The organism is Natronomonas sp. EA1 (assembly GCF_051195035.1).
In the GTDB taxonomy this organism is placed as follows: Archaea; Halobacteriota; Halobacteria; order Halobacteriales; family Haloarculaceae; genus JBNTJV01.
In genome coordinates this window covers 115,679-135,551 of sequence record NZ_JBNTJV010000001.1, presented here as the reverse complement: position 1 = coordinate 135,551, position 19,873 = coordinate 115,679, and the positions used below count along the sequence as shown (strand labels likewise).

The following is a 19,873-nucleotide window of genomic DNA, read 5'->3' as shown; positions in this document are numbered from 1 at the left end:
TGGGATATGCGCTCAGAAGAGGAGATCCGCGAGCAGTACGAGTTCCTCAAGTCGGAGCTCGACGACGAGGAGATGAACCACGAGGGAGTCCGCCAGATGTTCACTTACTACAAGCGTGCGCTCGGGTGGGTCCTGGAAGAGGAGTACATCTGAACAGGGTCGGTACCTTTAAGTCCCGGTAGTGGCATGTTGCAGGTGACGCTTCGCTTTGGAGGGCCGAAGCGTCAGCGGGGACCAATTCAGGGCGGCAAGCGCCCGGCCGGGCGTTTTCATCCCGGCCGGGTCGCTTTCCTCTCGTTTGACTCACCCACACGGGAGCCATCGCTCCGTGCAGTCGTTTATATACTCGGAGTATACCCAGAGAACTCGTCCGTGACCCCGTTCGGACGCCGTCAGCGCCCGGCGTGGGGAGTCGTCGGAAGGCGGGGCGAGGCGCCTCGGGAGATCGCCTCAGGAGATGTCCAGGTCGCCGTCGTCGCCGTCGCCGTTCTCGTCCCACTCCAGCTCGAACTCCACGGAGAGTTCGGTTTCGGACCCCTCGACCTCGCGTTCGGCTTTCACCTCGAAGGTGGGGTTCGCGGGGACGTCGAGGGTGACCGTCTGGTCCCCGGCCGAGAGGGTGATGGACTCACCCACCTCGAGCTTGTCCGCGACGCTGCGGAGGAGCGCGGCGACGTCCGCGCGCGACTGGCGTGACTCGGTCTTGAACAGTGTCTCTTCCATGCCACCCGTACGGCGCCCCGGCTAATAAGCCGGAGGGTAGCGACATATGTTTGATACGTCATCCCGTCTGCACGGGAGTTGACTGAACTCCGGCGATGACAGATTCTGCCGATGGAGCACAGCCAGCCAACGGTTTGCCACTCTCTCATCGTTCGGGACGACGGTGGATGTAATCAACCCGATATATTTATCCATACTGGACAACAAGCACTGATAGGATTCAGATGTACGACCTCACAGGGTTCCAGCGTGACCTCATGTACGTCATCGCTGGCAAGGACGAGCCTCACGGGCTCGCCATCAAGGAGGAGCTCGAAGAGTACTACGAGAAGGAGATCCACCACGGTCGGCTCTACCCGAACCTCGACACGCTCGTCTCGAAGGGGCTCGTCGAGAAGGGGGAGCGCGACCGCCGGACGAACTTCTACACGCTCACCCGCCGCGGCCGGCGCGAGATCGAGGCCCGCCGCGAGTGGGAAGACCAGTACGTCGACTTCGAGTGAGCGACCGGTCCGGTTCGGCGTACTGAAATGGTCTCCCGCACCGTCGTCGCCGTCGTCGGCATCGTCGCCAGCCTCGCGGTGAGCGTCGCCATCTACCTGGCGACCGGCCAGCTCTTCGCGTTCCTCGTCGTCCCCTTCGTCCCCCTCCTGCTTTCTCGGGGGCGCGAGCGTGAGACCCGTGTCTGTCCGACCTGTGGGTTCGAAACCGCAAAGGGGTACGACTACTGCCCGCGGGACGGCACCGAACTCAATCCGTCGTCTCGGGAGTCGAGTCGCCCGGACGGTCCGGCTCGCTGACGGGCACCTCCATCACGTTCGCGGGGTCGACGGCGAACGGCCGGATGGTCTCCCCGCTCGTCAACTCGGGGAGGACGAGCCGCGCGAAGTGGACGACGAGCACGAGGATGATCGGCCCCAGGAAGATGCCGTACCAGCCGAACAGCAGCGGGCCGAAGATGTACGCGAACATCACGGTCCCGGTGTGGAGGTTCCGGCCGGAGACGTACGGTCGGAGGACGAGATCCGGAATCGTGTCGACGAGGACGAACGAGACGGCGGCGAAGACGACGGCGACCCAGAGGACCGGTTCACCGGAGAGCAGCTCCGTCGCGAGGAGATACAGCGTCACCGGGACGTACACGAGTTTCATGCCGACGACGGGGATGAGACTCGCCGCCCCCGCGAGCAGGCCGAGCAGGGCGGGGTAGGGGATACCGTGGCCGACGGGGGCGAAGACGTCGATGACCGAGTAGGCGAACACCCCGATGACTCCCGTGACGAGGGCGTTGAGGATGTTGCCGAAGAAGACGCTCGTGAAGTTCTGGTCGACGGCGTGGAGATACGCGTCGAGTACCCCCCGGTCGTCGCCGAAGCGGTTCGTGAACCACCGGGCGAGTTTGGGGCCGTCACGCAGGAGGTAGTAGGCGAGCGCGAGGACGACGAACACGTGGAGCAGCCCGTTGCCGATGAACCCGGCGTAGTCGAGCGTCTGGGTCAGTGTCTCCCGGAGGGTGCTCACGAAGTTCGGATCGTCGAGCAGCGAGGCGGGGTCCTCCACCGCCGAGGAGACGTTGAGATACGGCTGGACCGCTCCCGCGGCGGGCCCGAAGTTCACCGTCGAACTCGCCTTGTTCAGCTCCTGAAGCGCGATGGCGAGCGTGTAGCTGACGAGTAGCAGGACGGGCAGTGCGAGGCCGAGGAGGGCGACGGCCGCGGCGACGCCCGGCCGCCGGATGTAGCGTCTGACGCGGACGTACAGCGGCCGGGTCGCGTAGTAGACGAACAGCGCGAAGACGAACGTCCCGACGAACGAGTAGGCGACGAAGAGGACGGCCAGCGCGAGGGCGAGCCCGACCCCCCACCAGGCGGCCCGTGCGCGGTCGATGTCAGGGACCATACGCTGGGAAGCAGGAGCGCGCGTATAAATCCACGCGCCGGCGCCACGGGCACGGGCCGGGAGAACTCGCTAGTCGCGGTTGCGGTCGGGACACGGTGCCGGCGGGGCACCGACCCGGACCGTCAGCGATCCGTCGTCGAGATCGAGGTCCACGTCGTTGCCGGCGGCGAGCTCCCAGAGTTGGCGCTCCGTCAGTCGCGTCGTTGCCCGCTCCCCGTCAGTCGACTCGGCCTCGCGCGCCCCGCTCATAGTATCGAATAATTCTCGCCTGTAAATAAAACCGTTGTGGCCGTTTCGAGCCGCGAGCCGGGGCCGTGCGCCGCGCCGAAATCCTCGATTGTGGGGGCCGGGTGAGGGGCAGGGTAAGAGGACCGGGTGAGAGGACCGGGTGAGAGGACCGGGTGAGGAGGAGACGGACTGGGCGAGGGCGGGGTTTTTACTCGCGGGCGTCGCACGGGCGAGAGTGAACCACACGGTCCTCGACGCGCAGGTGGCCCGCATCGTCCTCGCGGGCGCGCTCGGGCTCTTCCTGGGGCTCGAACGGGAGTGGTCGGACAAGGCCGCGGGCGTACGGACGTTCGCGCTCATCAGCCTGCTCGCCGCGGTGTTCACCATCGTCGGGAGCGAGGCGCTGCTCGTCGTCGGGGGCCTGCTCGTCGTCGTCATGGGCGTGTTGCTCTCGGTTCGGGGGCTCATCGGGCTGGAAGAGGGGCTCTCGCTCACGACGATGGTGTCGATGGGGCTCGCCTACGGGGTCGGGGCGCTCGTCGCCGCCGAGTTCATCCTCGAGGGCGTCACCGTCGCGGTGCTCTCCTCGACGCTGCTCGTGCTCAAACGCGAGCTCCACGCCGTCGCCGCCTCGCTCTCCCGCGAGGAGGTGCGTTCCGCGACGGAGTTCGCCATCCTCGCGTTCGTCGTCTTCCCCATCCTCCCCGAGGGGGAGGTGACCGTCTCGTTCGCGGAGATCTCGCTGTCGGTCGAGCCGCGCATCGTCTGGCTGATGGTCGTCACCGTCGCCGGCATCGGCATCGTGAACTACGGCGTCGTCCGCAGCTACGGCGGGAAGGGCATCGTCGTCACGGGCTTCTTCGGCGGGCTCGCCTCCTCGACGGCGGTCGTCGGGACGATGCTCGACCACGTGCGCCAGCGCCCCGAAGCGGCGGATTACGCCGCCGCGGCCGTCCTGCTGGCGAACGCCGCGATGGCGCTCCGGAATCTGGTCATCGCCGTCGCGTTCACGCTCTCCGTGGGCGTGCTGTATCAGGCGGTGTTCCCGCTCGCCGCGGTCATCCTCGGGAGCGTCGTCGTCGCCGCCTTCATGGCCCGGGTGAACGAGCCGGTCGAGCTCGAACTTGAGACCCCCTTCAGGCTCCGCTACGCGCTGGCGTTCGGCGCCGTCTTCCTCGTCATCGTCGTCGTCGGTGGGGTCGCGGAGGCACAGTTCGGGACGGTCGGCTTCTACCTCACGGCCGTCCTCGCGGGGCTCGTCTCCAGCGCGGGCGCGACAACCTCCGCCGTCCTCCTCTATCGGGGTGGCTCGCTCACGCCGGAGGTCGCCGCCGTCTCCATCCTGCTCACGACGGCCTCCTCCATCGCCGTGAAGGCCGGACTCACCTACGCCGCACCCGACAAGCGGTTCACGCGCCGCGTCACCCTCGCCTCCATCGGACTGTTGCTGTTCGCCGGCATCGTGACGCTCGTCACGGCCGGTAATATCTGACAGGAACACCGGCATTCTTATTCCGGCCCGTTTCGTCCCGGCGGCATGGACCGGCACACGGCGACGCCGCAGGTCGATTCGCTCCCCGGACCGCGCGCACGCAAGCGGGTGGACTACCACCACGAGTTCGCCGCGCGGAGCACCTACGTCTACGAGTTCGTCTGGGACATCCTCGAGGACGCCGCGGGACCGTTCTGTACCGACGCCGACGGCAACGTCCTGCTGGATTTCACGAGCCACGTGGGCGCGGCCCCGCTCGGCTACAACAACCCCAAGATACTCGACCCGATGGCCGAGTTCGAGTTGGTCGATCCGCTGAAAATCGCCGGGCAGGACTTCTACACGACCGCCGGCGACCCCGACTCCCCCGAGTTCCCGGGGCCTGCGGAGCTGATGGACCGGCTCGTCGACGCCACGAGCCACTACGACATGGACACGGCGTTCCTCTCGAACTCCGGCGCGGAAGCCGTCGAGAACGGCATCAAGATCTGCTACGACGACACGGGAGGAAAGTACGGCATCACCTTCGAGGGAGCGTTCCACGGCCGCACCCTCGGCGCGCTCTCGCTCAACCGCTCGAAGGAGGTCTATCGCCGGAAGTACCCCGAGATCGTGGGCATCCACGACGCCCCCTTCTGTGACGACACCGGCTGTACCCCCGCGACGTGCTCGTGTGGCTTCTTCGCGGGCGACACCTCACAGCTCCGCCGGATGCTCCACCCGGAGAAGGGGTACGTGAACGCCGACGAGGTGGCCTTCCTCATCATGGAGCCCATCCAGGGCGAAGGGGGCTACCGCTTCCCCAGCGACGCGTTCATGCAGGAGGTGGCGGACCTCTGTGCGGAACACGACATCCTGCTCGTCGCCGACGAGATCCAGTCCGGGATGGGCCGAACGGGGAAGCTGTGGGGTGCCGACCACTACCCCATCGAGCCGGATGTCATCACGGCCGCGAAGGGGCTTCGGGTGGGTGCGACCGTCGCGAAGAAGGAGGTGTTCCCCGACGAGAAGTCCCGGCTCTCCTCGACGTGGGGGGCGGGCGCCATCCTCGACACGATGCAGGGCGCGCTCACGTTCGACGCCATCCACGAGTACGACCTCCTGCAGAACGCCACCGACCGCGGTGAGCAGGCGAAGCGCCGGCTCCGCGAGGTCGACCTCCCCACGGTCGAGGACGTGCGTGGGCTGGGCCTGATGCTCGCCGTCGAGTTCGACTCGAAGGAGCGCCGGAACGCCGTGATGGACGCGTGTCTCCAGCGGGGCCTCCTGACGCTCGGCTGCGGCTACAAGACGCTTCGACTCCTCCCCCCGCTCGACGTGACGGAGCGCGAGATCGACCTCGCCTGTGAGATTCTCGTCGAAGCGATCGGGAGCGTCGCGGACGCGTCGTAAGGTTAGAACTGATACCGGCGGTCGTCGTCCGGCGGCGCGAACTGCCCGCCACCGGTCATCTGTTCGTACGTCATCCCCGAGAGGAACTCGTCGTAGGTGCAGTCGTACGTCGAGCGCAGCTGGAAGTCGAGTTTCCCGGTCTCGACGGTCTGTTGAAAGAGGAGATGCACCGCCCGGCGGAGCAGTTCGTCGGGCTCCTCGGGGTCGAAGGCAGCGACGAGCATCGCCAGCTCGTTTCGGGTTTCGGCGTCGAGCGCCACGTCGAGATCGTCGCCCAGGTCCTCGGCGGTGAGTCGCACCTCGGTCTGGAGGTCGTCGAGCGTCATTGTCGGAGCGAGGAGACGCGGCCGGATACCGTTTCCCCTCTCCGCGCTCAGACGGGCCACGCCTCCTCGCGCCACGCGGCGTCCCAGAACAGGTACTCGTAGCGCGCGCTCGTCTCGAACAGCTCCCGGACCCGCCTCTGGCGCGCATCGGGGAGCCCCACGGCCCGCTCGTCCAAAAGCTCCTTACACCACGTCACCAGCTCCGCGAACTCCTCGTCCGTGTAGGTGCGGACCCACTCCGCATAGCGGGGCTCGTCGGGCATCCCCGATTCTCGCAGTCTGACGGCCGTGTCGTGGAACCCCCACATACACGGGAGCAGCGCGGCGAGCAGGTCGTCGAACGTCCCGAGCGCGGCCGTCCGCACGAGGAAGTCGGTGTACGCCCGGGTCGTCGGCGAGGGGGCGGTGGCCTCCAGCTCGGCCTCGCTGATGTCGAACTCCGCGGCGTACGCCCGGTGGAGGTCCATCTCCTCAGTGAGCGTCGCGTCGAGCAGCGTGGCGAACGTCCCCATCCGGTCGAGATCCGGCGCCTTGCTCGCGCCGAGCGCGAACACCCGATTGTACTCGGTCAGATAGCAGTAGTCCTGTTTCACCCAGTAGCGGAACGGCGCCGGGTCGAGGCTCCCGTCGCCGAGCCCGTCGACCATCGGGTGCGCCACGATCTTGTCGACGATCCGCTCGTGAGTGGGCCGGAGCGTCTCGATGAACTCCATGGCCGAGGGTCGCGCTCACGCGGCATAGTAGTTGGTGGTACAACTTATGAATTATCCGCGTGGGGCCGGAAGCGCCACCCCTAAGCGCCGCCGTCGGGTAGGAGCCCCAATGACCGAGGCGCTCCACGAATCGCTTCCCGAGATCCAGGAGGCGCTCATCGCGTGGTACGAGGCCGACCACCGCGAGTTCCCGTGGCGTCGCACCGAGGACCCCTACGAGATCCTCGTGAGCGAGGTGATGAGCCAGCAGACCCAGCTCGGCAGGGTCGTCGAGGCGTGGGAGGCCTTTCTGGAGGAGTGGCCCACCGTCGAGGCCCTCGCGGAGGCAGACCGGGGGGACGTCGTCGGGTTCTGGACGAGCCACTCGCTCGGCTACAACAACCGCGCGAAGTACCTCCACGAGGCCGCCCGGCAGGTGGTCGAGGCGTACGACGGCGCGTTCCCCACCGAGCCGGACGAGCTCCAGGAGCTGATGGGCGTCGGCCCCTACACCGCGAACGCCGTCGCGTCGTTCGCGTTCAACACCGGGAACGCCGTCGTCGACACGAACGTGAAGCGCGTGCTCCACCGCGCGTTCGACGTGCCGGACGACGATTCGGCGTTCGAGGCCGCGGCCCAGGAGGCGATGCCCGAGGGGGAGTCGAGAGTCTGGAACAACGCGATCATGGAACTCGGCGGGGTCGCCTGCGGGAAGAAACCGCGGTGCGACGAGGCCGGCTGCCCGTGGCGAGCGTGGTGTCACGCCTACGAGACGGGGGATTTCACGGCCCCGGACGTACCCACACAGCCGAGCTTCGAGGGAAGCCGTCGCCAGTTCCGCGGCCGGATCGTCCGGACGCTCGGGGAGTACGACGAACTCCCGCTGGACGAGCTCGGTCCCCGAATCCGGGTGGATTATGGGGGCGACCACGGCCGGGAGTGGCTCGAGGGGCTGCTCTCGGATTTGGAGTCGGATGGCCTCGTCGCCGTCGAGGACCGGGAGGGCGAGACGGTCGCCAGCCTCCGGCGCTGAGTCCGCGCCCGCGACACCGTTTTCACCGTGCCCGCAGACCACCAGCCATGTACGCGCTACGCTACCACGAGCCAGGCGGAACCGACGTCCTCCAGTACGAGGAGGTGGAACGACCGACACCCGACCACGGTGAGGTGCTGGTCGAGATGCGAGCCGCCTCGGTCAACCCCATCGACGCCCTGCTCCGGGAGGCCCGTCCACCCGCGCCGGTGAAGACCACCGGCTCGGACCTCGCGGGCGTCGTCGTCGCAGTGGGGCCGACTGTCGAGGGCTACAGCGAGGGTGACCGCGTCGTCGCCACCGGCCTCCACACCGGGCGGTTCACCGGCGGCTCGTTCGCCGAATACGCGACGGTCCCGACCGACCTGCTCGCCCCGCTTCCCGAGGTGGTACCCTTCGAGACGGGGGCGGCCGTCGCGCTCGTCGGCGTCACCGCGTGGCGGGCGTTCGTCCACCACGCCGGCGTCGAACCGGGCGACACCGTCCTCGTCCACGGCGGCAACGGCGGGGTCGGCCACGTCGCCGTCCAGCTGGCGCGGGCCATGGGCGCGACCGTAGCCTGCACCGCGCGTCCCGCCTACCACGAGGCGCTCTCGGAGCTGGGTGCCGACGCCGTCGTCGACTACACCCGCGAAGACCTCGTCGAGGCCGTCCGCGATGCCGTCGGCCCCGTCGACGTGGTGCTCGACCACCGGCCGCAGGAGTACATCGACCGCGACATCGAGGTGGCCGCGTTCGGCGCCGACCTCGTGTTCATCGCCGACGGCGAGGTGACGATTGCGGACACGCTCCCCGCCCGCGGGAAGGAGCTCGACATGCACTGGATGAGCATGTCCAATCTGGCGACCCACGCCGAGTTGCCGGATATCGGCCCGATCCTCGAGCGCGTGGTCGGGCTGGTCGCCGACGGCGACATCGAGGTGCACATCGACCGGAGCTACCCACTGGCGGACGGCGCGGACGCTCACCGGGCGGTGACCGAGGAGAGTTTCCTCGGGAAGCTCGTCGTGACGCTCTGAAAGCGGGAAACTAAACCGCCGGGAGTGAGAAGCGAGGCCATGGACCCCACGAAGGAGGCGCTCGTCGCGGCCGGTGCGGCGTTCTTCGGCGCGCTGCTCGTCGGCTACGCGCAGGGCGTGGCGCTCGTTCCCCTCCTCGAGTTCGCCCTGTTCCTCGGGGTGACGTTCGGCGCGGCGAACCTCTATTTCGCCCGCCGGCGAGCGCGGAAGTGACACCGGGGGACGAGGTATCGCCGGTGTTTTTCCCGGCGACCCCGATAGCGAGGGCATGACCGACACCCACGTCGCCGCCGTCTGTGGCAGCCTCCGTGACGAGAGCTACACCCGCGTCGGCCTCGACCGCGCCCTGGAGGAGGCCGAGCTCCTCGGCGCGAGCACGGACCTCATCGACCTCCGCGAGTTCGAGCTGCCGGTGTTCGACGCCGACCGCGGTGACGCCGGCGACGCCGCCGAGCTGAAAGCCCGTATCGACCGCGCTGACGCCGTCCTGCTCGGGACGCCCGTCTACCACGGCTCCTACTCCGGCGTGCTGAAGAACGCCCTCGACTACACCGGCTTCGACGAGTTCGACGGGACCACGGTCGGACTGCTCGCCGTCGCCGGCGGCGGGTTCCCCGTCACCTCGCTCGACCACCTGCGGTCCGTCTGCCGCGCACTGAACGCGTGGGTGCTCCCCCACCAGGCCGCGATTCCGCAGGCCCGAACCAAGATCGAGGACGGGCGCATCACCGACGAGGGGCTCGACTCGCGGGTGGCGACGCTCGGCCGCCGGGCCGTGGAGTATGCGAACATCGAACCCGACCCGCGGACCTTCGAGTCCCGGGAGAACGTGGGCGCGGACGACTGATTACGCGGGGGAGTCACGCGAGACGACGAACTGAGCGAGAGGCTCCGAACGCCCGTCTTTCGACCAGACGACGTACACCGTCGTCCCGAGATCCACGTCGGAGACCGTTATCGCGTCGCCGGCGCGTACCTCGCCGGAGAACTGGGTTTCGGCGGGACGGTTCCCGACCACGACGGTGAGGTTCGCCGCGTCGAGCGTGTCACCCCCCTCGTGGCGGACCGTCACCGCGCCGTCGTATGCGAAGGAGAAGTTCGCCTGCGGCACCTCGCTGGTCGTCGGGATGTTGTCGGGGCGTGAGAGGACACCCGTCACGTCGTCCGGGGAGTCGCTCACCCGGTCGTAGGGGTAGTTCGCCACGAACACCGCGAGCGGCTCCCTCGGGTCCGCGCCGGGAAGCGCGGACTGCTCGACGACCGCTCGATTGAGATACTCGAAGTGGCGCTCGAAGGCGAGGGGGCGGCTCTTCGAGGTCTCGAACTCGGTGGTACCGACCGAGAGCGTCCAGTCGGCCATCCCGACGAACGCGTCCGTGGCGTAGATGCGGTACTCGAAGGTGCCGTCGAGGAAGACGGGCGCGATGAACACGGTGGGTACCCCCTTCGGGAGCTCCCGGGCGACGCGCAGGGTCTGGCTCGTCTGCCGGTCCGTGATGGTGGTCCCCTCGTACGCGGCCGCGGCGTGGAACTCCACCCCGAGCTCCGGGTACCGGATCGTCCCGTCGCGAACCGACGCCTCGGCGTCCGTGACGGCCGGGAACCGAACGCGCAGCGCGAACTCCGTGCGCTCGATGTCGTCGGGCATCGGGAGCGGTTCCGGCGTGGGCGTCGCCGTCGACGAGGCCGACGAGTCGGGGGCGTCGCTCCCGCCGCCCGCGTCACCCGAAAGGGAGGTACAGCCGGCGAGGCCGCCCGCGGCGAGGAGGCTCAGGAGGTGGCGTCGGTGCATCACCGGAACGACCGGTCTGGGTGACAAATAACTACTGCTTGACACACCCGCTGCGGGGAGAACACAACGGTTTTCTCACAGCCCGCGGCCCCACACGCTATGCACGCCATCACCAACTCCGGGTGGGTGGAAGTCGTCACTGGCTGTATGTTCTCGGGGAAGACGGAGGAGCTCCTGCGTCGCGTCCGGCGGGCGGAGATCGCGGGACAGGAGGTGGCCGCGTTCACGCCGGCGCTCGACGAGCGGTTCGGCACGACGGCCATCGGCTCGCACGCGGGCAACCGCATCGAGGCCACCGTCGTCTCGCAGGACGACCCGCTGTCAGAGATCCGCGAGCATCTCAACGGCGAGCAGGTCGTCGCCATCGACGAGGCGAACTTCTTCTCCGAGACGCTCGTCGAGGCCTGCGAGGAGCTCGCGGCCGAGGGCCGGCGCGTCATCGTCTCGGGCACCGACCAGACCTTCCGCGGGGAGCCGTTCCACCCCCTCCCCGAGCTCATCGCCGTCGCGGAGTACGTCGAGAAGTTCCAGGCCATCTGCATGCAGTGTGGCGAACCCGCGACGAAGAACCAGCGGCTCATCGACGGCGAGCCGGCCCACTACGACGACCCGACCATCCTCGTCGGCGCGGAGGAGGCGTACGAGGCGCGGTGTCGCAGCTGTCACGTCATCCGCACCGACTGACTGCGGAGGCGACCGGGAGCGGAACCGTCATACCGGCCCCGGGGCTACGTTCTCGCGTGACTACGTGGACCGAGAACCCCCGCGGCGGGCGCGAGCGTGGCCCCCGCGGGCTGGCCCGCGCGTGGGTCGAACTCCTCGTCCGGCCCCGCCGCTTCTTCCGCAACGGGGTCGCCCCGGGTGATCAGGCCCCGGGGCTCGTCTTCGGGGTCGCCGTCGCGCTCGTCTACATCGCGACCCGGTTCGCGTTCCTCCCGAGCGCCCGTCCCGACTTCTTCCCCGGCCAGCCGCTCGCGTCGGCGCTCGTCGGCCTCGGCATCGTGGGGCTCATCATCGCGCCCGCCGCGCTCCATCTCACCGCGGCCATCCAGACGCTCATCCTGATGGCCGGTGTCCGCGAGCGGGCGGGGGTGAGCGAGACGGTACAGGTCGTCGCGTACGCCACCGCGCCGTGTGCGCTCGCGGGCGTGGCCGCACCCCCCGGCGCGGGTGCGACGCTCGTGACCCTCGTCGCCGGCTGGCGGCTCCTGCTCGCGCTGTGGGGTGTCGGCCTCCTCGTCGTCGGCATGGCGACCGTCCACGATGTCTCGATTCCGCACGCGGCGGTCGTGACGGTCGTCCCCGGCGTCATCGTCTTCGGCTACCTCTTCGGTGGGCTGTTCGCCGCCGAAACGGTGTTCGGAATCGAACTCGTCGACACGACGCCGCCCGGCAGATAGCCGAGCCCCCGCGGCTTTTGTACGTCCCTCCGAAAGGAGGAGTATGCTCAATCTGAACATCGAGGAGTTCATGGTCGAACTCAAAGACGGGAGCCTGCAGAACGTCGGCCCGACGAACAAATCCGCGACGGCGAAGCTGTTCGACGTGGAGGGGATCGACGTGCGGGAGTTCGGCGACAAGCGAGTGAAACTGGGGTTCTCCGACGGGGAGGGGAACGAGGTGGAGATCGCGCTGTTCCCGGAACAGGCACGCGAGGTCGCGAGAGGCATCGAGGCGCTGGAGGAGGACAGCCCCGTTTTCGAGTAGCGTTGCGGAGCGGAGCGAGGCAACGGAACGACGAACGGCGACTGGAAGGAGCCGTCAGCTACCCACGACTTCAGTCGTGGGCTTGGATAGGGTCGCACCGAGTCCCCGGAGCCAATTTAATTATCGGTGGGCGATGGCCCCCGATGTCAGGGCTGACTGACGGACAGCCCATCCCTGCCAACACATCTGGCTGTCAGGGACTCCCAATCTATCCAGGGGCCGCCAATAAAACCATTACCCATCGCTGCCGTGTCGGCCTTCCTCCCACGGCTGAAGCCGTGGGCTTCCGGCCTTGCGTCAACTGTGAGGAGCGTCCGCGCCTCCCGGAATCGCCACGGGCCAGCCCGCGCCGGGAATCCGACAGGGGTTTAGGGGATGGGTCGCTGTTTGCACGTAATGGCTAACTGTATCATCTGCGGGACGTCTGCCGAGGGTCCCATCTGTGAGACCCACCAGGAGGACGTCGTCTTCGAGTTCCGGGGTGACCGCCCCGGCCAGCTTACGCAGGGTCGCTATTACCGTGGTAAAGTCGATGGCTACGCCGACTTCGGCGTCTTCGTGAACCTCTCGGACCGCGTGACGGGCCTCCTCCACCGGAGCAAGCTCAAGCGCCGCCTCGAGTCGCTCGACTGGGAGGTCGGCGACGAGGTGTACGTGCAGGTGACGAACATCCGTGACAACGGCGACGTGGACCTCGGCTGGTCCATCCGCCAGTCCGACCGCGACTTCCGTGGCGTCCTCGTCCAGACGCCGAGCGGCGACACGCTCCCCGAGGGCGAGGTCGACGAAGAACCGTCAGGACGGTCATCACACGCCGAGCCGGAGCCCGTCGAACGCGAGAGCGAACCCGAGACGGCCCCGGAGCCGGAAGCGGAACCCGAACCGGAGCCGGAACCCGAGAGCGAGGAAGCGGAACCGGAGCCCGAACCGGCCGCTGAGGAAGCCTCCGAAGCAGAGGCCGAGCCGGAGCCCGAACCGGAGCCCGAGTCCCGCGAGCTCGACCTCGTCGCCGTCGAGGACCTGCGTGACAACGTCGGTGCCGACGTACGCGTCGAGGGTGAGGTCGTGAGCGTTCGACAGACCTCCGGCCCGACCGTCTTCGAGCTCCGCGACGAGACCGGTGTCGTCGACGCCGCCGCGTTCATCGAGCCCGGCGTCCGCGCGTACCCCGAGGTCGAGACGGGCGACATCGTCCGGCTCGACGGCGAGGTGCGCGTCCGCCGCGACGAGATTCAGCTCGAAACCGAGACGCTGCTCGTCCTCGAGGGCGAGGAGCGCGAGGCCGTCCTCGGCCGCATGGAGGACGCCCTCGACGAACAGGCAACACCCGAGACCGTCGAGCCGCTCGCCGAGGACGACGTGGTCGCCGGCGTCACCGAGGATATCCAGTCCGCCGCCGCGACGATCCGCCGCGCCGTCTTCGAGTCGCGCCCGGTCGTCATCCGGCACAACGCCACGACTGACGGCTACGTCGCCGGTGCCGCCATCGAGCGTGCCGTCCTCCCGCTCGTGAAGGAGGAGCACGCCAACGCCGACGCCTCCTACCACTACTTCGACCGCCGCCCGCTCGAGGACGGCGTCTACGACCTCGACGACGCGACGGGCGACGTGACCCGGATGCTCGACAATCAGGAGCGCCACGACGAGAAGCTCCCGCTGTTCGTCTTCGCCGCCGCCGGCTCCACGGCCGACTCGCTCGACGGCATCGGCCTGCTCTCCGTCTACGGCGCGGACCACGTCGTGGTCGACGGGCTCCCGGTCGACGACGAGGTCGGCGAGGCCGTCGACACCGTCGTCTCCGCCGACGGCGAGCGCACGGCGAGCACCCTCGCCGCCACCGTCGCCGCGGCCATCAACGAGGACGTGCGCGGTGATCTCGGGCACCTCCCCGCCATCTCCTACTGGGAAGACACGCCGGAGGCGTACGCCGCCCTCGCCGAGGAGGCCGGCATCGACGCCGAGGCCGCCGAGGAGCTCCGCGAAGCCATCGCTCTCGAAGCGTACTACCAGAGCTACGAGGACAAACGCGAACTCATCATCGATCTCCTCTTTGAACAGCAGCACGGGCTCGCGGCGCAGGTGTCAGAGCAGTTCCGCGAGAAGCTCGGCACCGAACTCCGGACCGCTCGCGCGAACCTCGAGACGCGGGAGGCGGGTGGGCAGACGTTCGCCGTGCTCGACACGGACAAGTTCACCCACCGCTTCGACTTCCCGCCGACGGCGCTGCTGCTCGACGCGCTCCACCGCGAGCGCGAGGACTGGGACGTCACGGTCGGGGTGGCCGCCGACGAACTCCTCGTCCGCGCCGACGCGGACCTCGACCTCCGCGACATCGCCGCCGCGGCCGGTGAGGAGCTCGCGAACGCCGGGCTCTCCGCCCGCGGCGCCCGCACGGGCAAGCTCGTCTTCCTCTCGGGCGAGCGCGAGGCCGTCCTCGACGCCGTCGTCGAGACGGTCGCCGACCGCCTGTAACCGCACCACATTTCTTCGTCCGTCTCTTCTCCCCGGTAATGAGTAGTGACGATGCGTTCCAGCGGGTCTGTGAGACCCTCGCGGAGCGTATCCTCGCCGGCGAGATCGACGAGGACGACGTGGAATCCGCGAAGCTGGCGGCGTGTTCGGAGTTCTCCGCGCCGAAGGTGCCGAAGAACGCGGACATCCTCGACGCCGCGCCGGAGGGGAGACGCGAGGAACTGGAGCCGGTGCTCCAGCGCAAGCCCGTCCGCACGGCGTCGGGGGTCTCCCCGGTCGCCATCATGACCTCGCCGCATATGTGCCCGCACGGGAAGTGTCTCTACTGTCCCGGCGGTCCTGCGAGCGAGTTCAGCTCCTCGCAGTCGTACACCGGCCACGAGCCCGCCGCCGCCCGCGGGGTGCAGAACGACTACGACCCGTACGGGCAGGTCACCCTCCGGCTGCACCAGCTCCGACAGATCGGCCACCCCGTCGACAAGGTGGAGCTCATCCTGATGGGCGGGACGATGACCGCCCGTTCGCACGATTACCAGGAGTGGTTCGTCAAGCGCGCGCTGCAGGCGATGAACGACTTCGACCCCGACTGCGAGCCACAGCCCGCGGAGGAGAAGTCGTTCGCCGAGGAGGACCCGGAGTTCGCCTACCTGGAGGACGTCATCGCCGAGAACGAGACCAACTCGATCCGGAACATCGGCACCACCTTCGAGACGAAGCCGGACTGGTGTGACCCCGAGCAGATCGACCGGATGCTCGATCTGGGAGGGACCAAAGTGGAGGTCGGCGTCCAGACCACCTACGAGCGCATCAACCGCGAGATGCACCGCGGCCACGGCACACAGGCCAGCATCGACGCCAACCGCAGACTCCGGGACTCCGGGTTCAAAGTCGGCTTCCACATGATGCCCGGCCAGCCGGGGATGACGAAGGAGATGTGTTTAGAGGACTTCCGCGAGCTGTTCGAGAACCCCGACTGGCGGCCGGACTACCTGAAGATCTACCCGACGCTCGTCGTCCGCGACACCATCACCTACGATATGTGGCGCCGCGACGAGTACGACCCCCTCACCAACGAGGAGGCGGCCGAGCTCGTCGCCGAGGTGATGGACATGATCCCTCGGTATACGCGCCTCCAGCGCGTCCAGCGCGACATCCCGGCCGACTTCATCGACGCGGGCGTCTGGAAGTCCAACCTCCGACAGTTGGCGTGGCAGGAGATGGAGACACACGGGTGGACCTGTGAGTGTATCCGCTGTCGGGAAGCGGGCATGAACGACGAGACGCCCGAAAACGTCGAGTTGGACGTGATGACCTACGAGGTCGGCGGCGGGACGGAACACTTCATCTCCTTCGAGGATTTCGCCGAGCGACGCTCGGCGGACCGTCGGACGCAGTCCGACGATTTCGAGAAGGACCTCCTCGTGGGCTTCTGTCGGCTCCGGTTCCCGAACGACCCCGTCCGGAGAGAGCTCCAGGACGCCGCGCTCGTCCGCGAACTCCACGTCTACGGGAGTGAGGTGGCGATGGGTGAGGCCGGCGACGAGAGCACCCACCAGCACAAGGGGTACGGGAAGCGCCTGTTGAAGAAGGCCGAGGAGCTCGCACGCGACGCGGGCTACTCGAAGCTCTCCGTGATTTCGGGAATCGGCGTCCGGCAGTACTACCGCGACAAACTGGGCTACTATCAGGACGGGCCGTACGTCTCGAAGACCCTGAACTGACTAATCGTCCGCGGGGATGCGACGGTTCTCGATGGCGGCGCGGGCTTCCCCCAGCGAGTCGCCGAGTTTCGCCCCCTTGTAGCCGAAGATGTCGGCGTAGCCGACCGCGCTCATGAGGATGGGGTAGAACGCCTCGTCGGCCGTGAACGCCTCGCCGTCGGCCCGGGCGAACACCTCCCCTTCGCGGACGAGTTCGAAGTTCTCCGCGAGGAACTCGTAGGACTCGGAGGGGGGTTTGGGGACCGCCTCGGTCATCGAGAAGTACCGGGAGTCGGCCGTGTCGGGCGTCCCCGGCAGGCAGTCCGTGACCCGCAGGAAGTCGATGGCGAGCTTCTCGGCCGTCACCGCGGCGGCCTCGGTCCCCTGACAGCCGGCCTCGACGGTGAGCACGTCGTTCACCTCGGAGTGCGACCCGCTCGCGACCCCATGGTGGTCGACGATGTAGGGGACGGGGAGCCGGGCGGCGAGCGCGAGCACCCCGGGCTGGGCGGCGTCGAACAGCGCGATCGGGTCGTCCTGCGAGTGGGTCGCGTGGATGGAGAACGTGAGCAGCCCCTCGGTCTCCGCACAGAGCTTCGCCGCGAGTCGCTCCTCCCGGTTCCCGTTCGGGTCGCCGGGGAAGGTACGGTTGAGGTCCGTATCGAGATAGCGGGCGTTCGCCTCGACCGCTGGCGGATTGGCGATGATCAGTTTGATACCCCGTTGCAGCTCGAGATCGCCCGCCTCCGCGGCCTCGCGCAGGCGCTCGACCGCACGCACGCCCGACGGCTCGTCGCCGTGGACGCCGCCGACGAGGGCGATCTCGGGGTCGCCGGGGCCGTGTGTCGTCACGTCTGGCTCGACAGCTACCATACCAGTTCGTCCAGGCGCGAGCCGCATAAACGGCCCGGGCGGCGACGATTTAACGCTCGAGATCCATCCGTACCCATGGCAAAGCGCCTCGCCGACGGGGTCTGGCTCCTGGAGCTTGGGCTCGTCCCACCGCTGGCGACGAACGTGTATCTCGTCGACGACCGGGACGTGACCCTCGTCGACACCGGGCTGCCCGTCAACTACCCCTCCATGCGCGACGAGCTCGCCGCGGCGGGCTACAGCCCCGAGGAGGTCGACCGCGTGCTGCTCACCCACTACGACATCGACCACGTCGGAGGCCTGGGCGCGCTCCCCGACGCCGCGGTGTATCTCGGGGCGACCGACCTCGACCTCCTCCGGGGCGACTGGACACCCCCGCTGTTCCACCACAAGGGGGCGTTCCACCGCGCCGCCCGCCGGCTGTTCCCCCTCACCGACCGGGAGATAACCGGCGTCGACGACGGGGACCGCATCGGGGGGTTCGAGGCCGTCCACACGCCGGGACACAACCCCGGCCACACCGTCTACGTCCACGAGGAGTTGGGGCTCGCACTCACCGGTGACCTGCTGTGGGAGGACGGCGGCGAGCTCACCCCGCCCTTCTGGCTCGACTCCTACGACATGCACGAGCTCCGGTCGTCCATCCGGACGTTCGCCGACCGCGCGACGGGCGTCGACATCGTCGGGATGGCCCACGGCGACCCCGTGCTCGAGGGTGCCACGGCCGCCATCGACCGGGTCGCCGCCCGCGTGTAGTGCCGGGACACCCGCGTTTTTCTCCCCGCCGTCCCTGGGTCGGGTATGGACATCGCCATCGTCGGCGCGGGCGCGGCGGGCGCGGCCGCCGCCTACACCCTCCGCGAGGAGTCCGTCACCGTCTTCGAGAAGTCACGCGGCGTCTGCGGGCGCGCGGCCACCCGCCGGCGCGGCGACTGCACCTACGACTACGGGGCGAACTACGTGAAATCGAAGGACCCGAAGGTGAACGACCTCCTCACGGAGACGGTCGACACGGACGGGCTGGTCGACATCGAGGAGCCGGTGTGGACGTTCGATTCGTCGGGGGCCATCGACGAGGGGCGCGACGGCGAGGACCACAAGTGGACCTACACCGAGGGGATCACCCAGATCGCGAAGCGCCTGTTCTCGCTCGCGGAGACGGAGGTCCAGCGCGAGACCCGCATCGAGCGTATCGTCCGCGACGAGGGGGCCGACGAGGACGCCGGGCGCTGGCGGCTCTACGACACCGACGACACCGACCTGGGCGCGTTCGACACCCTCCTCCTGACCCCGCCGGCCCCCCAGACCACCCAGCTCCTCCGGGACACCGAGTGGGCCGACGACCGCCGCGAGACGCTGGCAGAGGCCGTCGCGGCCGTCCCCTACCGGAGCATCATCACGGGCGTCCTCCACTACGAGTTCGAGCGCGACGAGCCGTGGTACGCGCTCGTGAACACGGACCGGAACCACGACGTGGGGTGGGTCGCCCGCGAGGAGCTGAAAGACGGCCACGTCCCCGACGGCGAGAGCCTGCTGGTCGCGCAGATGGCCCCCGACTGGTCGACGGCGCGCTACGAGGACGACGAGGAGGAGACGATGGAGGAACTGACCGAGGCCGTCGCGGAGCTCCTGGGAGAGGATCGGCTCCGGGACCCGGACTGGACGGATTACATGGGCTGGCGCTACGCCCTCCCCGACGAGGGCGTCGACAAGGCGACCATCGAGTCGGCCGAGGACGCGGGGCTGTTCTTCGCCGGCGACTGGGTCGCCGGGGAGGGGAGGGTTCATCTCGCGTTACGGAACGGGCTCGATGTGGGCGAGCGGATTCGTGCGGATCATCGGAGCAACTCATAGTTTTGCGCGAGTCTCCCGATTCATTGACAGAATCAGCGTGCAAGATACACGGCACGAGTCGGTCACTCGAACTTCTCGGTCTTAGTGCGACGTACAGAGTGTACGTTCAGAAACCGGCTACTGATGGTTTCACACCGATACAGATAAGCTAGTGAATCAGTAGAACTCCGCTCAATCACGCTCAATTCTATGTTTCTGTAGCTTATAACGGAGCTTGATGAGCGAAGGAATACTGTCTGAGTATAGTGTAAATGAAATAATTTTGCCAGTGAGTATACTTACGACAGCAGTATTCACCGTTATTATCGCGATAGCTGAGGAGATGACAGTTCTCTATGCCGGTTTGACCATTGGTGTGGGATTGGTGGTACTTGCCGGAGTGCTCAGTTTTTATAGAGATGAGGCGAGAAAACCCACGATTTCAGTCGTGGGATGAATCGCCGAACGGTTTGCAACCACTGTAACCACAACAGTTGAGTGCCCACACGTCGTTTCTGTGATCGTCGTTGCGATGGTACCCCATCGTGATTGACCGTCCGAAAACTGGCAGTTGACTTGGTGTTTGCCTCATCAAAAAGTAAGCCTTCGGACGACCCAACCGACGTTAAACAATCAGATACCTCCGAGTCCTTCACAGGATAGGAGTAACGGGGGCGTGGCACTCCCATCGG

General features: G+C 67.7%; 24 protein-coding genes. 17 read left to right on the top strand and 7 right to left on the bottom strand.

Translation table 11 applies throughout. The annotated features are described in order from the left end of the window. Positions 1–6 precede the first annotated feature (6 nt). The gene (locus ACQUQR_RS00790; RefSeq protein WP_435193976.1) at positions 7–153 is read left to right on the top strand and encodes a hypothetical protein; all 147 of its coding nucleotides are present in this window, start codon (positions 7–9) and stop codon (positions 151–153) included. Positions 154–450: 297 nt separating this feature from the next. Here ACQUQR_RS00790 and ACQUQR_RS00785 read toward each other — a convergent pair whose 3' ends face one another. Then, positions 451–723, bottom strand: a complete 273-nt coding sequence (locus ACQUQR_RS00785; RefSeq protein ID WP_435193975.1) for an amphi-Trp domain-containing protein — start codon at positions 721–723, stop codon at positions 451–453. Between the two features lie 224 nt (positions 724–947). Here ACQUQR_RS00785 and ACQUQR_RS00780 point away from each other — a divergent pair, with 224 nt between their 5' ends. Beyond that, positions 948–1,226, top strand: a complete 279-nt coding sequence (locus ACQUQR_RS00780; RefSeq protein ID WP_435193973.1) for a PadR family transcriptional regulator — start codon at positions 948–950, stop codon at positions 1,224–1,226. A gap of 27 nt (positions 1,227–1,253) precedes the next feature. Next, complete coding sequence (locus ACQUQR_RS00775) at positions 1,254–1,523, top strand: hypothetical protein (RefSeq protein WP_435193972.1); 270 nt, start codon at positions 1,254–1,256, stop codon at positions 1,521–1,523. Here the strand turns inward: ACQUQR_RS00775 and ACQUQR_RS00770 are convergent. Then, complete coding sequence (locus ACQUQR_RS00770; RefSeq protein WP_435193971.1) at positions 1,474–2,622, bottom strand: AI-2E family transporter; 1,149 nt, start codon at positions 2,620–2,622, stop codon at positions 1,474–1,476. The two genes, ACQUQR_RS00775 and ACQUQR_RS00770, sit on opposite strands and share 50 nt — an antisense overlap. A gap of 69 nt (positions 2,623–2,691) precedes the next feature. Further along, positions 2,692–2,871, bottom strand: a complete 180-nt coding sequence (locus tag ACQUQR_RS00765; protein WP_435193969.1) for a hypothetical protein — start codon at positions 2,869–2,871, stop codon at positions 2,692–2,694. A 214-nt stretch (positions 2,872–3,085) separates the two neighbouring features. On the opposite strand from ACQUQR_RS00765, the gene ACQUQR_RS00760 reads away from it, so the two are divergent. Next, positions 3,086–4,342, top strand: a complete 1,257-nt coding sequence (locus tag ACQUQR_RS00760; RefSeq protein WP_435193968.1) for an MgtC/SapB family protein — start codon at positions 3,086–3,088, stop codon at positions 4,340–4,342. 45 nt (positions 4,343–4,387) lie between these two features. Continuing rightward, positions 4,388–5,734: an aspartate aminotransferase family protein gene (locus tag ACQUQR_RS00755; protein WP_435193967.1), complete on the top strand. Its 1,347-nt coding sequence runs from the start codon at positions 4,388–4,390 to the stop codon at positions 5,732–5,734. A 2-nt stretch (positions 5,735–5,736) separates the two neighbouring features. On the opposite strand, the gene ACQUQR_RS00750 is transcribed toward ACQUQR_RS00755, so the two are convergent. Together ACQUQR_RS00750 and tenA are read right to left on the bottom strand one after the other, a co-directional pair. Continuing rightward, positions 5,737–6,060: a hypothetical protein gene (locus ACQUQR_RS00750; protein ID WP_435193966.1), complete on the bottom strand. Its 324-nt coding sequence runs from the start codon at positions 6,058–6,060 to the stop codon at positions 5,737–5,739. A 47-nt stretch (positions 6,061–6,107) separates the two neighbouring features. Next, positions 6,108–6,773: a thiaminase II gene (tenA, locus tag ACQUQR_RS00745; RefSeq protein WP_435193964.1), complete on the bottom strand. Its 666-nt coding sequence runs from the start codon at positions 6,771–6,773 to the stop codon at positions 6,108–6,110. Positions 6,774–6,882: 109 nt separating this feature from the next. Here tenA and ACQUQR_RS00740 point away from each other — a divergent pair, with 109 nt between their 5' ends. The 4 genes from ACQUQR_RS00740 to ACQUQR_RS00725 are packed head-to-tail and all read left to right on the top strand — an operon-like array spanning position 6,883 to position 9,651. Continuing rightward, positions 6,883–7,785, top strand: a complete 903-nt coding sequence (locus ACQUQR_RS00740) for an A/G-specific adenine glycosylase (RefSeq protein ID WP_435193963.1) — start codon at positions 6,883–6,885, stop codon at positions 7,783–7,785. A 47-nt stretch (positions 7,786–7,832) separates the two neighbouring features. Beyond that, positions 7,833–8,804, top strand: coding sequence for a quinone oxidoreductase family protein (locus ACQUQR_RS00735; protein ID WP_435193961.1), 972 nt, complete (start codon positions 7,833–7,835; stop codon positions 8,802–8,804). 39 nt (positions 8,805–8,843) lie between these two features. Beyond that, complete coding sequence (locus tag ACQUQR_RS00730; protein ID WP_435193960.1) at positions 8,844–9,017, top strand: hypothetical protein; 174 nt, start codon at positions 8,844–8,846, stop codon at positions 9,015–9,017. 55 nt (positions 9,018–9,072) lie between these two features. Then, the gene (locus tag ACQUQR_RS00725; RefSeq protein ID WP_435193959.1) at positions 9,073–9,651 is read left to right on the top strand and encodes an NADPH-dependent FMN reductase; all 579 of its coding nucleotides are present in this window, start codon (positions 9,073–9,075) and stop codon (positions 9,649–9,651) included. Here ACQUQR_RS00725 and ACQUQR_RS00720 read toward each other — a convergent pair whose 3' ends face one another. Then, positions 9,652–10,596, bottom strand: a complete 945-nt coding sequence (locus ACQUQR_RS00720) for a hypothetical protein (protein WP_435193958.1) — start codon at positions 10,594–10,596, stop codon at positions 9,652–9,654. A 99-nt stretch (positions 10,597–10,695) separates the two neighbouring features. On the opposite strand from ACQUQR_RS00720, the gene ACQUQR_RS00715 reads away from it, so the two are divergent. The 5 genes from ACQUQR_RS00715 to ACQUQR_RS00695 all read left to right on the top strand — a co-directional run bounded on the left by ACQUQR_RS00715 (position 10,696) and on the right by ACQUQR_RS00695 (position 16,496). Next, positions 10,696–11,280 carry a thymidine kinase gene (locus ACQUQR_RS00715; RefSeq protein WP_435193956.1) on the top strand — a complete coding sequence of 195 codons (585 nt, stop codon included), beginning with the start codon at positions 10,696–10,698 and terminating at the stop codon, positions 11,278–11,280. A 56-nt stretch (positions 11,281–11,336) separates the two neighbouring features. Beyond that, a complete protein-coding gene (locus tag ACQUQR_RS00710; RefSeq protein ID WP_435193954.1) occupies positions 11,337–11,996 on the top strand; it encodes a YIP1 family protein in 660 nt (219 codons plus the stop codon). Positions 11,997–12,039: 43 nt separating this feature from the next. Beyond that, positions 12,040–12,303 (top strand): hypothetical protein, encoded by a 264-nt coding sequence (locus ACQUQR_RS00705; RefSeq protein ID WP_435193952.1) that lies wholly within the window; start codon positions 12,040–12,042, stop codon positions 12,301–12,303. A 396-nt stretch (positions 12,304–12,699) separates the two neighbouring features. Then, complete coding sequence (locus ACQUQR_RS00700) at positions 12,700–14,775, top strand: DHH family phosphoesterase (RefSeq protein WP_435193950.1); 2,076 nt, start codon at positions 12,700–12,702, stop codon at positions 14,773–14,775. Between the two features lie 38 nt (positions 14,776–14,813). Continuing rightward, positions 14,814–16,496 (top strand): tRNA uridine(34) 5-carboxymethylaminomethyl modification radical SAM/GNAT enzyme Elp3, encoded by a 1,683-nt coding sequence (locus ACQUQR_RS00695; protein WP_435193948.1) that lies wholly within the window; start codon positions 14,814–14,816, stop codon positions 16,494–16,496. On the opposite strand, the gene ACQUQR_RS00690 is transcribed toward ACQUQR_RS00695, so the two are convergent. Next, the gene (locus ACQUQR_RS00690; RefSeq protein ID WP_435193947.1) at positions 16,497–17,348 is read right to left on the bottom strand and encodes a succinylglutamate desuccinylase; all 852 of its coding nucleotides are present in this window, start codon (positions 17,346–17,348) and stop codon (positions 16,497–16,499) included. A gap of 75 nt (positions 17,349–17,423) precedes the next feature. On the opposite strand from ACQUQR_RS00690, the gene ACQUQR_RS00685 reads away from it, so the two are divergent. The 3 genes from ACQUQR_RS00685 (at position 17,424) to ACQUQR_RS00675 (ending at position 19,638) form a co-directional block, all read left to right on the top strand. Beyond that, positions 17,424–18,104: an MBL fold metallo-hydrolase gene (locus tag ACQUQR_RS00685; RefSeq protein WP_435193946.1), complete on the top strand. Its 681-nt coding sequence runs from the start codon at positions 17,424–17,426 to the stop codon at positions 18,102–18,104. Positions 18,105–18,149: 45 nt separating this feature from the next. Continuing rightward, positions 18,150–19,202 carry an NAD(P)/FAD-dependent oxidoreductase gene (locus ACQUQR_RS00680; RefSeq protein ID WP_435193945.1) on the top strand — a complete coding sequence of 351 codons (1,053 nt, stop codon included), beginning with the start codon at positions 18,150–18,152 and terminating at the stop codon, positions 19,200–19,202. A gap of 217 nt (positions 19,203–19,419) precedes the next feature. After that, on the top strand, positions 19,420–19,638 hold the full coding sequence (locus tag ACQUQR_RS00675; protein ID WP_435193944.1) for a hypothetical protein: 219 nt from the start codon (positions 19,420–19,422) through the stop codon (positions 19,636–19,638). Positions 19,639–19,873: the final 235 nt, after the last annotated feature.

Excerpts from the sequence above, each read along its gene's own strand:
- ACQUQR_RS00790 (WP_435193976.1), top strand. The coding sequence starts at position 7 with ATGCGCTCAGAAGAGGAGATCCGCGAGCAGTACGAGTTCCTCAAGTCG.
- ACQUQR_RS00785 (WP_435193975.1), bottom strand. The coding sequence starts at position 723 with ATGGAAGAGACACTGTTCAAGACCGAGTCACGCCAGTCGCGCGCGGAC.
- ACQUQR_RS00780 (WP_435193973.1), top strand. The coding sequence starts at position 948 with ATGTACGACCTCACAGGGTTCCAGCGTGACCTCATGTACGTCATCGCT.
- ACQUQR_RS00775 (WP_435193972.1), top strand. The coding sequence starts at position 1,254 with ATGGTCTCCCGCACCGTCGTCGCCGTCGTCGGCATCGTCGCCAGCCTC.
- ACQUQR_RS00770 (WP_435193971.1), bottom strand. The coding sequence starts at position 2,622 with ATGGTCCCTGACATCGACCGCGCACGGGCCGCCTGGTGGGGGGTCGGG.
- ACQUQR_RS00765 (WP_435193969.1), bottom strand. The coding sequence starts at position 2,871 with ATGAGCGGGGCGCGCGAGGCCGAGTCGACTGACGGGGAGCGGGCAACG.
- ACQUQR_RS00755 (WP_435193967.1), top strand. The coding sequence starts at position 4,388 with ATGGACCGGCACACGGCGACGCCGCAGGTCGATTCGCTCCCCGGACCG.
- ACQUQR_RS00750 (WP_435193966.1), bottom strand. The coding sequence starts at position 6,060 with ATGACGCTCGACGACCTCCAGACCGAGGTGCGACTCACCGCCGAGGAC.
- tenA (WP_435193964.1), bottom strand. The coding sequence starts at position 6,773 with ATGGAGTTCATCGAGACGCTCCGGCCCACTCACGAGCGGATCGTCGAC.
- ACQUQR_RS00740 (WP_435193963.1), top strand. The coding sequence starts at position 6,883 with ATGACCGAGGCGCTCCACGAATCGCTTCCCGAGATCCAGGAGGCGCTC.
- ACQUQR_RS00735 (WP_435193961.1), top strand. The coding sequence starts at position 7,833 with ATGTACGCGCTACGCTACCACGAGCCAGGCGGAACCGACGTCCTCCAG.
- ACQUQR_RS00730 (WP_435193960.1), top strand. The coding sequence starts at position 8,844 with ATGGACCCCACGAAGGAGGCGCTCGTCGCGGCCGGTGCGGCGTTCTTC.
- ACQUQR_RS00725 (WP_435193959.1), top strand. The coding sequence starts at position 9,073 with ATGACCGACACCCACGTCGCCGCCGTCTGTGGCAGCCTCCGTGACGAG.
- ACQUQR_RS00720 (WP_435193958.1), bottom strand. The coding sequence starts at position 10,596 with ATGCACCGACGCCACCTCCTGAGCCTCCTCGCCGCGGGCGGCCTCGCC.
- ACQUQR_RS00715 (WP_435193956.1), top strand. The coding sequence starts at position 10,696 with ATGCACGCCATCACCAACTCCGGGTGGGTGGAAGTCGTCACTGGCTGT.
- ACQUQR_RS00705 (WP_435193952.1), top strand. The coding sequence starts at position 12,040 with ATGCTCAATCTGAACATCGAGGAGTTCATGGTCGAACTCAAAGACGGG.
- ACQUQR_RS00700 (WP_435193950.1), top strand. The coding sequence starts at position 12,700 with ATGGCTAACTGTATCATCTGCGGGACGTCTGCCGAGGGTCCCATCTGT.
- ACQUQR_RS00695 (WP_435193948.1), top strand. The coding sequence starts at position 14,814 with ATGAGTAGTGACGATGCGTTCCAGCGGGTCTGTGAGACCCTCGCGGAG.
- ACQUQR_RS00690 (WP_435193947.1), bottom strand. The coding sequence starts at position 17,348 with ATGGTAGCTGTCGAGCCAGACGTGACGACACACGGCCCCGGCGACCCC.
- ACQUQR_RS00685 (WP_435193946.1), top strand. The coding sequence starts at position 17,424 with ATGGCAAAGCGCCTCGCCGACGGGGTCTGGCTCCTGGAGCTTGGGCTC.
- ACQUQR_RS00680 (WP_435193945.1), top strand. The coding sequence starts at position 18,150 with ATGGACATCGCCATCGTCGGCGCGGGCGCGGCGGGCGCGGCCGCCGCC.
- ACQUQR_RS00675 (WP_435193944.1), top strand. The coding sequence starts at position 19,420 with ATGAGCGAAGGAATACTGTCTGAGTATAGTGTAAATGAAATAATTTTG.